A 10,846-nucleotide genomic window follows, 5' to 3' on the forward strand; every position below is an offset into this window, starting at 1 on the left:
AATGGAGATGACAGCCATCCGGGCATCCAGCCTGCCTGAGTTGTTCGACTGCCCGGCCCGCTGGGAGGCAAAGCACCTTTGCGGACGGCGCCTGCCGCGCAGTGCCGCCGCCCAGCTGGGGACGGCGGTCCACGCCGGGGCCGCCGTCTTCGACGTCCAGCGCATCCTGGGCAGCCCCATCACGCCCGATGATGCCGCCGGCGAGGTGGTGGACGCCATCCACCATCCCAAGGAAGACGTGGACTGGGGCGAAGACAGCCCCCGGGAAGCGGAGCGCATCGCCCTGGCCCTGCACGGACTGTACTGCCGCAATATCGCCCCGGCCAAGAACTACGTCGCCGTGGAGGCCACATGCGAGCGGCTGGAGATCACCGACCTGGGCCTGGCCCTTACCGGCACCACGGACCGCATCACCACCAATGCTCTGGGCGACCTGGGCATTGCCGACATCAAGACCGGCAAGACGGCGGTCGCGGCGGACGGCACGGTCCGCACGGCGGGGCACGCCGCCCAGATCGGTGTGTACGAACTGCTGGCCGGCGCCGCCATCGGCCAACCCATCGCCGCCCCTGCCGAGATCATCGGCCTGCAGGTGGCCAAGACGGACAAGGGCCGCCGCGCCGCCGTGGGCATCATCACCGGCGCCCGTGAGCTGCTGGTGGGTACGGAAGAACAGCCCGGCCTGCTCCAGATGGCCGCCCGCATGATCCGCAGCGGTGACTTTTACGGCAATCCCAAATCCCAGACCTGTACCGAAAAATATTGCCCGGTGTTCCATGGATGCCGGTGGAGGAGATGACATGAGCTTGGCAACCACCCTCAATACCCTGCAACGCAAGCCCGTTATGGCCACCGGCGATATACCCATCAGCCTGGAGACCATCTCCGGCTTTGAAAACCTCCAGCGCATGGCCCGCATGTTCGTCACGGTCCCCTTCGTGCCCGATACGTTCCGCGCTCCCTACACCGACGAAAAGGGCAAACGGAGAGGCTGCTCCAGCATTGAAGAAGCCATCGGCTGCTGCGTCGTGGCCCTGGACATGGCCATGCGCATGAAGGCCAACCCCTTGGCTGTCATGCAAAACATTTATGTTGTGCATGGACGCCCCGCGTGGACGGCCCAGTTCCTGCTGGCCACGCTCAACAATTCCGGGCGCTTCTCGACCATCCGCTACAAGTTCCAGGGGACACAGGGAAATGACGACTGGGGCTGCCGGGCCGTGGCCAAGGAACTGACCACCGGCGAGATCGAGGAAGGCCCGCTCATCACCATCGGGCTGGCCAAACATGAAGGCTGGTTCAAGAACAGCAGCAAATGGCAGTCCATGCCAGATCTTATGCTCCGCTACCGGGCCGTGTCCTGGTTCGTCCGTGCCCATGCGCCGGAGATTGCCATGGGCCTCAAGACGGAAGATGAGCTGCGGGACACCATCGAGCTGATCCCGCAGGAGGACGGCAGCTGGGCAAAGCCTGTAGAGGAGGCCACGCCTTCCACGTCCGTCGAAACGATCAGGGAAAGCGCCTCTCCTGCCGACAGGGGGCAGGAAGATGCCACACCCGACACCAGCGCACAGGACAAGGCAGAGGCCAGAAGGAAGGCGCAGCAGGAGCTTGAGGACTTGCGCCATGAGGCCCTTGCGACCTGGGAGGACGCGGGCCTCACACTGGAGGCCGCCTGCTTCCTGGCCGGTAGCAGACAGCCCGAAGCCTGGAGCAAGACCGACTGCAAGCGCATCATCAAGGAAGCCGTCGCCAGGGCATCTGCCGTACAGCAGGAACAGCCGGAAGCACCGCAGCCCAAGGAATCCCCTGCCCCTGACTCCACGCAGGCCGGAAGCGCCGACACAGCGCCGGAACCGGAACAGGTGCAGGGCTTCGTCCCTCCGTACCAGACGTTCACCTGCCCCCACAACGGCGCCCAGATTACGGAAGACGACTGCTACGACTGCAAGCACCGCACAGGCTGCCCCCATTGGGAGGCCGCCCCGGCTGCTGATGCGTGATTCTCAGCCATCCATCCTCCCCCAAGCGCCCCGCCGGGGGCCTCGTACCCGGCCATGAGGAGGACATATGCTGCCCACCTTCAATGTCATCACCTGCCGCCGGTGCGGAAGATCGTTCATGGCCCCATCGCCCAGGTACAGGTTCTGCCCTGGCTGCCAGAAGGAAAAACACAGGCGTACCGATGCCGCCCGACGGGCCGCGAGGAGGATGTCGTATGGCAAAGTTGAGAGTTGATTTGACAGGCAAAAAAATAGGCCGTCTTACCGTCATCGGAAGAGCTGAGAACAAAGGAAGACATGTCGTCTACCGTTGCAGATGTGATTGCGGTAATGAAAAGGATATCTTTGCCGAAAGTCTGAGCAGTGGAAACACACAAAGCTGTGGCTGTCTCCAGAAAGAGAGAGCCGCCAATGCCCAAAGAAAGCACGGCGGCAAAGGGACAAAGCTGTATAATGTATGGGCAACCATGAAAGCTCGCTGCCTCAATCCTAACAGCCCAGCATATAAAAATTATGGAGCAAGAGGCATTACGATCTGTGATGATTGGGCCAAAAGTTTCGCGGCATTCAAGGAATGGGCTGACGCCCACGGATATGCTGAGGGGTTGTCCATTGAAAGGATCAACAACGATAAAGGCTATTCCCCCGAAAATTGCAAATGGGCCACCCCAAAAGAGCAAGCTCAAAACAGACGTTTTCGAAAGCCGAAATACAAAGAAATTGTTTACATCGTGGGCCAGGATGGAAAACGCCGGCTGCTCAAAAAGATTCCCTTTGAGGATAGCTAACGTACGCGTGCTGACGCGGGAAGAGCTGCGGCAACTTACCAGCAAGTGAGCATCACCAACGAAAACAGGCCGTTGCCTTCGCACCGTGCGGGGCAGCGGCCTGTTTGTAGGCTATTCCCCAGGAGCTTCCACATCCTGATTAAGAGGTTCAGCATCAATCGGTTGCATAATTGCGAGAGGAATTAAAGTATAATCTATATCTAAATTACCGCAAACAATTTTATTAGCAAGACTAGCCATATTTTGCATTCTTTGAGTTAGAATCAAATCATCAGCAATATTAATATCTGTATTATACTTACCTGCGCATTTTGCAAACAGTAGCACAGGAATAGGATTTATGCCATATGATATTTGTAGTGAGTTAACGAAGCTAGCTAGAGCCCTTCTTTCAAGTGATCCCCAATAGACTTTGCCTCCTTTACTTTTAAAATAAAAAGTTGATTCATCTTGAGAACCAAGACAGGCATTCTTTGAGAGTTCAAAAAATTTTTCACGTTGATTTTTAGGGAGATTTGTGGGGTTACTATGTTTTATTTGTTCAAAGCCAATGTCAATAATAAATCGACGTTGTTCAAAAGGAATAAATACAATTTTACCAGATAAAAAAACAAGTTTATTCTCGTCTATTTCTTTCTCATCCACACAATACTGTTGTAAATGCGTCAGCGTATTGAGGATAGCTTCATCATGAGGATCGATTGTTTCTACGAACCTTTCTTCTCCACCTTTTGATGCGCCAGTATTCCAACCTAATAATTTACAATCGACTTTCACGCCATAGTTGCTTGTATCTGTAGATTTTTTCTCTGTATCAATTTTAATTGTTTTTCCGTGGAAAATCTGTGCCGTTAACGAGCTGAGAATACTCTCATTTTTATAGAGGAAGTTTAAGAGTGCCATTGATTTTCCTCGCACGCATGCGCATTTTTTGTTTTACATCTTGCTGTATTGATTCAATATTCTGATTACTTTTTGAGATATCTTCTACTATGCCAGATAGTAACCGCTCTGCTTCCTCAGAGGACATGTCACCAGAGGCTACCATCTTTTTTATATTTTCTTTGAACTCGTGGATGTTCATGGTATCCTCCATTCCTCATGGTATCTGTGAACTTACTTCGATGCAATGTCTCCCTTGACACCCGGCCGCCTTTTCGGGCAGCATGAAGGCACTACTACACACGGCAGTGTCCGCGCCGCTGTTTCAAAACTACGCGCGTCCTGCCCGGCGTTCTGTGCTGGGTTTTCTTTTTTCAGCTGTTAAGCGCTGCTTAACGGTTGTCTCCTTGCATATTTTGCCGGGCTGATAGCTCCCAATACAAGACCCTTCGGGGGAATAAGAGCAGCGCACCGTGTGGCGTAGTTGAGGCCCGGCATTTCCTCAGAACCATTACGAAGATCGTAACGGCTCATAAAATGCCTACTACTGCACACGGAGGCCATCATGTGCCAGCTTTCTCCCGTCACCTTCCACGGCGACACCATCTTCTGCATCGACTACCAGGGACAGCCTTTTACGCCCATGAAGCCCATCGTTGAAAATTTGGGCTTGGATTGGGCGACGCAGTTCCGAAAGCTCAAGAGCAATGAGAGCAGATGGGGTATTGTCATCATGACAACAGCCCCCAGAGGGGGTGTTTCGATTATCGAAATACCTTCCAACGGCGGCGAACAGGAAATGCTCTGCATGCCCGTCCGCAAGCTGCCCTCCTACCTCAACAGCATCAACCCCAGGAAGGTAGCGCCGGAGCTGCGGGCCAAGATAGAGCTCTACCAGGCCGAAAGCGACGACGCCCTGTGGAACTACTGGATGCACGGCCGCGCCGAACGACCCGCCCCGCAGACGGCGGAAGCCGCCATCACCCCTGACCAGCAATGTACCTTGCAGGCCATCGTCCGGACAAGGGTGGAGGGCATCCCGGCAGAACGCCGCAGCAAGGGCCTGTATCCGCAGATCTGGTCGCGCTTCAACAATCATTTCCGTCTGGGCAGCTACAAGCAGCTGCCCCAATGCCGCATGAGCGAGGCCGTGACCTACCTCACCCGCATGGAGATAGCCCCGGCCCTGCCGCTGCAGCCGGAGCGCCTGCCCCTGTACCGCAGCGGCTGCTTCTACCCGCCGCACCGCGACCGGAGCCACGTCCCCGGCCCGCAGGAGGCCGCGCTGCTGGAGCTGTGGCAGGACTGGACACGGCGTGAGGCCGGCCTCCGGCAAGAGTTCATGGCCATGCTGCGGGAACTGGACGCCCGCCGCGGCGACCTGTTCAGCTACGCCGTGTCCGACCTGGGCCGCAATGCGGATACCATGTTCAGCACGCAGTGCCTGCTGGACAGCCTGTTCCAGAGCCGTACGGAAGCCGAGCAACGATTCCGCCAGGCGCTGGATGATGCCAGCCTGCACCTGCGCCTGAGCCTCAACGTGGCCGTGGCACTGGGAAGATAAGATCAATCGCACAACCGAGAACATGAAGAAGGCCGTCCTTTGGGCGGCCTTTTTTATTGCCCGGCGGCAACGAAAACACGAGACAAAAGGAGAACCCTATGCCCTCTGAAAGCATCCTGCAGACCCCAAGTCTCCCCCCGGAAATCTGTGCGGACAGCGGCCGGATACTGCGAGCCCAGCAGGCCATGCAGTACCTCAACATCTCCAGGAACACCTTTTATCGCTACATCAAGCGCGGCATCATCCCGGCGCCGCGGTATCGGGGCCGCACCCCCTTCTGGCGGCTCGGAGACTTGCGGGGCGTCTATGCCAACCTTTCCGCCACCCCGGAAACAGACTGAGCCCTGGCCCGCAATTCATCCAAATAGTCCGCCCAGGCCTGCATCAGGCGACGGCGCTCCTTTATGTACTCTGCGCGGTTATAGATGGCCCGGATCTTGTCCCCTCCCGTGTGGGCAAGCTGGGCCTCTATAACATCGCCCCGAAAGCCAAGCTCATTCAGCAGCGTGGAGGCCATGGCCCGGAAACCATGGGCCGTCATCTGATCACCGCTGTACCCCATCCGCCGCAGCGCAGACGTCACCCCATTCTCACTCAGGGGCCTGGAACGGGACACCCCAGGGAAGACATAGCGTCCGTCCCCGGTGAACTGGCGGATATCCTCAAGCACCAGCATGGCCTGCCGAGAAAGCGGCACGCGGTGCTCCTTCCGCATCTTCATCTTCTCTGCCGGGATGCGCCATTCCCGCGCCTCCGCGCCTCAAAATCCACCTCTCCCCACTCTGCGTGCCGGATCTCACCTGGCCGGCAGAAGGTCAGCGCGCTGAATTGCAGCGCAGCCCGTACCACCACCCCGCCTTTGTACTGATCCATGCACAGGAGCAACGCCCCCACTTCCGCAGGATCCGTGATCGCGGCCAGCTGCTTTCCCTGGTGTGGCACAAGCGCCCCGCGAAGATCACGGCTGGGATCCGATTCCAGCAAGCCGACCGCGACGCCATAGCGGAAGATCTGCCCGCAGATGCCCAGGACGCGCTGGGCGGTCTCGTAGGCACCCCGGGCTTCTATCTTGCGCAGCATGGCCAGGATCTCCGTTGGCCGTATGCCCGCGATGTCTTTCTTCCCCAGCACAGGATAGACGTTCAGCGCCAGACGCTCCCGTATCGTCTTGGCATGGCTCTCCGACCAGACGTTCTCCATATTGTTGCGCCAGGCCTCTGCCACCTCCTGAAAGGTGCGACCAGGACACGCCGCTTCGGCCCTCGCTTTTTTGAGCAGCATGGGATCGTTTCCGGCTGCTATCTCCTGCCGGCACTGGTCGCGCTTCTCTCTGGCTTCTTTCAGGCTCACCTGAGGCCATGTACCCAAGGCCACCAGTTTTTCCTTTTTCTCGACACGGTACTTGAAGCGCCAATATTTCCCCCCTGTCGGGCTGACCTGCAAATAGAGGCCCCCGCTATCATAATAGCGGGCCATTTTCTCACTGGGTTTGATTGCCTTGATCTTGAGTTCGGTTAGCTGCGCCATGTCCTGCCTCCTGGGGTAGATTGGGGTACATCATGGGGTACCTGCTGAAAGAGCTATAAATATACCCCAAAATGTACCCCCAGATAAAGTGTGCTGCTATGACACAAACAGGGACAAACCGGGACGGCAAGGGACTGTAACCCCGCGAAAAGAAAAGGCCCACGGTGCATTTTGGTACACCGTGGGCCTCTGGGACATGCGCTGATGGTGGAGGCGGGGGGAGTCGAACCCCCGTCCGAGAACATTCCACGCAAAGCGTCTACAGGTTTAGGTCAGGAACAAATTTCACCACCCTGCTCGCCCCTGACCGGGCACAGAGCAGCAATCCCGCCGGTACAGATCTCGTGGAAACTCCCGGCAGGCGCCAAGCTCCACCAGCCTGATGCGATGTCGCCAGCCGGACGTATCAGGCGTCGGCCCGTCTGACGTGACCATCAAATGTGGTCAGGTGCCTCGCTGTTTTTAGGCAGCGTAAGCGTAGTCGTAATCGTTATTGGCAATTACTTTTGTGCCGCTTTTTACGAGGCCAGCGGCGCCTCGACCTGCAACTTTGGTTTCCACATCCCCGTCGAAACCAATGCGCCCCCAATTGGGAATTACTACTATAGGTAATGCTGCCTGCTTTGACAAGCTGTTTTTTTATAGCCTCCCACAACAGGCGCAGAGGTTGCACAAAAAACCTCCAGACGCTACAACCGCCCTTCTGGAATATTTTCAACCCGTACGGAGGAAGCATGGCTTCTGCCACTCGAGATCATTTTTCTTCACGGCTGGGCGTCCTGGCGGCGACGTTGGGCTCGGCCGTCGGGCTCGGCAATATCTGGAAGTTCCCCTCACTGGTCGGCCAGAACGGCGGGGCATCGTTCCTGGTGGTCTATCTGCTGGCATCGCTCTGCATCGGGCTGCCGCTGATGATATCGGATCTCAGCCTCGGCCGCGCCGGACGCAGCAACGTCATCAGCATCTTCCAGAAACTGGCCCCCCGCACCGGCTGGTGGCTGATAGGTCTTTCGGCCATCATCAGCTGCCTGTTGATCCTGGGCTTCTATTCCGACGTGGCTGGCTGGGTCTTCGCCTATATCTTCAAGTCCGCCACAGGCGCCGTCTCCTCGACTGATCCTGCCGTGGCCCAGGCCAGTTTTTCCTCTTTGCTGAACGACGGGCCCGTATCCCTGTTCTGGCAGTGGCTCGTCCTGTTGCTGACGGGGGGCATCATCATGCGCGGTGCCTCGGCCGGCATCGAGAAGGTGACGCGTGTCCTGATGCCCGTCCTCTTCCTGCTGCTGGTAGGTGTCTGCATCCGCAGCCTGACCCTGCCGGGAGCCTCGGAAGGCTTGCGCTTCCTGTTCATGCCCCAGTGGGACCGGGTGGACGCCTCCGTCATCATGATGGCCATGGGGCTGGCCTTTTTCAAGATGTCCCTCGGTATGGGCTGCATGCTGACCTACGGCAGCTACTTCAAGGAAGACGTCAATATCCCGCTCATGGCTACCCGCGTCATGATCTGCGACCTGCTGGTCTCCCTGCTGGCCGGTATCGCCATCTTCCCCGCGGTCTTCAGCTTCGGCTTCCAGCCCGCGGAAGGCCCTGCCCTGCTCTTCCTGACCATACCGGCCGTCTTCGCCTCCATGCCGGGCGGGACCTTCTTTGCAACGCTCTTCTTCATCCTGTCCGCCATCGCCTCCACCGGAGCCATCCTTTCCCTGCTGGAAGTCCCGGTGGCCTGGCTCTCCGAGCGTTTTGCCCTGCCGCGGACCAAGGCGGTGCCCATCCTGCTGGTCGGGCTCGTCCTGCTTGGCCTGCCGGCGACTCTTTCTACCGGTCCTGCGTTGCAGGATGTGAAGCTGTTCGGCCTGACGTTCTTCGACCTGTACGATGCCCTGTCGTCCACCATCCTGATGCCGCTGAGCGGCATCGTGACGAGCCTGTTCGTGGGCTATTTCTGGAAAAAAGAGCATATGCTCGCGGCCTTGGGGGGCGGTATGCCGGCCAGACTGGTGCGGGGCCTGTGCCGCACGGTGACGCCTGTGCTCATCACGCTGGTGCTGCTGCACGGTCTGGGGATCATCTAGGGCAAGGAAAAAGATTCCAGATACGGCATCCGCATACGGTGGCGACAGCAAGATGGCTCCATCCGGGATACTCTCTCATCTGACGGCTTCTGCCGACAACCGACAAAGTTAAACTGCCTCTCCCCGCCATCGGCGGTAAGGAAAGCCCGGCATATCAGCCGGGCTTTCCTGTTTTTTCCTGTCGCCTTCCATGCCTTGCCGGTTACCGGGACGATACGTCCCGGCAGGCCGGACATTCTTAAAGTATTACTTTAAAAATGGATGGATCATATTCTCCGGGAGCAAAAGCTCATCCAGCTCTTCCCGGGTAAGCAGCTGCTTTTCCAGAACAAGATCCATGACAGAACGGCCGCTTTCCAGGGCTTCCTTGGCGATGCCGGCCGATGTTTCATATCCAAGGCGGGTATTCAGGGCCGTCACTATTCCTATGCTGTTCTCCACCAGCTGGCGGCAGCGGTCAGCATTGGCCGTGATCCCCGCCACGCAGCGTTCCTGCAGGGTACTGAACGCCCGGGCCAGCCTGCGGATCCCTGTGAAAAGCGTGAACGCGATGATGGGCTCCATCACATTCAGTTCCAGTTGTCCGGCCTCGGCAGCCAGGGTGATGGTCACGTCCTTGCCGATGATGTCGAAAGCTACCTGATTGACCACCTCGGGAATCACGGGGTTGACCTTGCCCGGCATGATGGAGGATCCCGGCTGCATCCGCGGCAGATTTATCTCATGGAAGCCCGTACGTGGCCCTGAAGACAACAATCGCAAATCATTGCAGATTTTTGATATCTTCACGGCCGTCCTCTTCAGGACGCCGGATGTCTGCACATAGGCGCCGGTATCCCATGTCGCTTCCACCAGATTGTTGGAGAGCCGGACAGGGATGTCACTGATCTCGGCCAGACGAGCAACCACAAGCTGTGCATAGCCCTGGGGAGAATTGATGCCTGTCCCGATGGCCGTGGCCCCCAGGTTGACTTCCAGCAGCAACTTTTGCGCTTCGTGGATGCGCTGGATGTCTTCGCCTATGGTCGTGGCATAGCTGCCGAATTCCTGCCCCAGGGTCATGGGCACGGCATCCTGGAGCTGTGTGCGCCCCATCTTGACGATGTGGGAAAATTCCACGCTCTTGGCCGCAAAGCCCTTTTGCAGAGGGATCATATGCTCCACAAGGTAGTCCAGAAGCCGGAACAGGGCCAGCCGCAAGGCCGTGGGATAGACATCGTTGGTCGACTGCGAGCAGTTGACGTGATTGTTGGGATGGCAGTACTCATAGGCCCCCTTGGGGTAGCCCATGATCTCCAAGGCCAGATTGGCGATGACCTCGTTGGCATTCATGTTCGTGGAAGTGCCGGCCCCGCCCTGGATGCAGTCCACAGGAAACTGATCGAGCATGTTCCCGGCCAGGATACGGTCACAGGCGGCACAGATGGCGATACCTATATCCCGGGGCAATACCTGTAATTCCATATTAGCCAAAGCGCAGGCTTTCTTGACACAGGCCAGGGCCCAGATCATTTCCGGGAACTGGGAAAGCGGTGTCCCTGAGATATGGAAATTGTTCATGGCCCGCAACGTCTGCACGCCATAGTAAACCGAGTCATCTATGGTCAGTTCACCCAGAAAATCATGCTCCAGTCGACTCATGGGACCTCCTGTGGCTAAAAAAGACCACGCAAGCGGCGCGGATACCGGAACCCTGCTTCAAAGCGTACCGGGATGCCGGAGCAAAGTCCACTGCTCCCCTCCTCACTCACAGCTCTTGCCAGCGGCGGCAACGCGCTGTAGGTTCGCCAGAGAAGATTCCCTCGAAGATACAGGAGATGACAGCATGATATTCTTTTGCAGAAAGACTTCCACGGCCGACGGCAGGACACGCTGGTCCGTGTGCGTGCCGACCCTGATGGGCTTCACCACCATTGCCTGGTTCTACTCGGAAGCCCTGGCTGACAATTTCATCCGCCATCTGGAAAGCAATGAAGAGGACCGTCAGCTGGCCAGCCTTGATGCCTGGCG

The 10,846-nt window shown here is 57.8% G+C and carries 12 protein-coding genes and 1 other RNA gene; 7 read left to right on the top strand and 6 right to left on the bottom strand.

Features of this window, described 5'->3' with window-relative positions; translation table 11 throughout:
* The first annotated feature begins 1 nt into the window (after nucleotide 1).
* The 3 genes from DESPIG_RS05365 (at nucleotide 2) to DESPIG_RS13700 (ending at nucleotide 2,791) form a co-directional block, all read left to right on the top strand.
* Complete coding sequence (locus DESPIG_RS05365) at nucleotides 2–799, top strand: RecB family exonuclease (RefSeq protein ID WP_040369308.1); 798 nt, start codon at nucleotides 2–4, stop codon at nucleotides 797–799.
* A gap of 1 nt (nucleotide 800) precedes the next feature.
* Nucleotides 801–2,003 carry a hypothetical protein gene (locus DESPIG_RS05370; RefSeq protein WP_040369309.1) on the top strand — a complete coding sequence of 401 codons (1,203 nt, stop codon included), beginning with the start codon at nucleotides 801–803 and terminating at the stop codon, nucleotides 2,001–2,003.
* Nucleotides 2,004–2,218: 215 nt separating this feature from the next.
* On the top strand, nucleotides 2,219–2,791 hold the full coding sequence (locus tag DESPIG_RS13700) for an AP2 domain-containing protein (protein WP_147589112.1): 573 nt from the start codon (nucleotides 2,219–2,221) through the stop codon (nucleotides 2,789–2,791).
* A gap of 111 nt (nucleotides 2,792–2,902) precedes the next feature.
* Here DESPIG_RS13700 and DESPIG_RS13705 read toward each other — a convergent pair whose 3' ends face one another.
* Complete coding sequence (locus DESPIG_RS13705; RefSeq protein ID WP_006005942.1) at nucleotides 2,903–3,694, bottom strand: hypothetical protein; 792 nt, start codon at nucleotides 3,692–3,694, stop codon at nucleotides 2,903–2,905.
* On the bottom strand, nucleotides 3,669–3,875 hold the full coding sequence (locus DESPIG_RS05380; RefSeq protein WP_040369310.1) for a hypothetical protein: 207 nt from the start codon (nucleotides 3,873–3,875) through the stop codon (nucleotides 3,669–3,671). Before DESPIG_RS05380 ends, DESPIG_RS13705 begins: the two co-directional genes overlap by 26 nt.
* A 363-nt stretch (nucleotides 3,876–4,238) precedes the next feature.
* Here DESPIG_RS05380 and DESPIG_RS12820 point away from each other — a divergent pair, with 363 nt between their 5' ends.
* Nucleotides 4,239–5,237, top strand: a complete 999-nt coding sequence (locus DESPIG_RS12820; protein WP_006005946.1) for a phage antirepressor N-terminal domain-containing protein — start codon at nucleotides 4,239–4,241, stop codon at nucleotides 5,235–5,237.
* A 98-nt stretch (nucleotides 5,238–5,335) separates the two neighbouring features.
* On the top strand, nucleotides 5,336–5,578 hold the full coding sequence (locus DESPIG_RS05390) for a helix-turn-helix transcriptional regulator (protein ID WP_006005948.1): 243 nt from the start codon (nucleotides 5,336–5,338) through the stop codon (nucleotides 5,576–5,578).
* Here DESPIG_RS05390 and DESPIG_RS14345 read toward each other — a convergent pair.
* The 3 genes from DESPIG_RS14345 to ssrA all read right to left on the bottom strand — a co-directional run bounded on the left by DESPIG_RS14345 (nucleotide 5,542) and on the right by ssrA (nucleotide 7,351).
* Nucleotides 5,542–5,958 (bottom strand): tyrosine-type recombinase/integrase, encoded by a 417-nt coding sequence (locus tag DESPIG_RS14345; protein WP_006005950.1) that lies wholly within the window; start codon nucleotides 5,956–5,958, stop codon nucleotides 5,542–5,544. The two genes, DESPIG_RS05390 and DESPIG_RS14345, sit on opposite strands and share 37 nt — an antisense overlap.
* Nucleotides 5,955–6,764 carry a tyrosine-type recombinase/integrase gene (locus DESPIG_RS05395; RefSeq protein ID WP_006005952.1) on the bottom strand — a complete coding sequence of 270 codons (810 nt, stop codon included), beginning with the start codon at nucleotides 6,762–6,764 and terminating at the stop codon, nucleotides 5,955–5,957. The genes DESPIG_RS14345 and DESPIG_RS05395 overlap by 4 nt, the downstream gene beginning before the upstream one ends.
* A 205-nt stretch (nucleotides 6,765–6,969) precedes the next feature.
* Nucleotides 6,970–7,351: a transfer-messenger RNA gene (gene ssrA / locus DESPIG_RS13205) on the bottom strand.
* A gap of 147 nt (nucleotides 7,352–7,498) precedes the next feature.
* Between ssrA and DESPIG_RS05400 the strand changes: the two genes are divergently transcribed.
* The gene (locus DESPIG_RS05400) at nucleotides 7,499–8,836 is read left to right on the top strand and encodes a sodium-dependent transporter (protein WP_006005955.1); all 1,338 of its coding nucleotides are present in this window, start codon (nucleotides 7,499–7,501) and stop codon (nucleotides 8,834–8,836) included.
* Nucleotides 8,837–9,082: 246 nt separating this feature from the next.
* On the opposite strand, the gene aspA is transcribed toward DESPIG_RS05400, so the two are convergent.
* Nucleotides 9,083–10,477 (bottom strand): aspartate ammonia-lyase, encoded by a 1,395-nt coding sequence (gene aspA, locus DESPIG_RS05405; RefSeq protein WP_006005958.1) that lies wholly within the window; start codon nucleotides 10,475–10,477, stop codon nucleotides 9,083–9,085.
* A 184-nt stretch (nucleotides 10,478–10,661) separates the two neighbouring features.
* Between aspA and DESPIG_RS14045 the strand changes: the two genes are divergently transcribed.
* The coding region (locus tag DESPIG_RS14045) for a hypothetical protein (protein ID WP_006005960.1) at nucleotides 10,662–10,846 on the top strand (185 nt) is incomplete at its 3' end.

This window comes from Desulfovibrio piger ATCC 29098 (assembly GCF_000156375.1).
GTDB lineage: Bacteria > Desulfobacterota > Desulfovibrionia > Desulfovibrionales > Desulfovibrionaceae > Desulfovibrio > Desulfovibrio piger.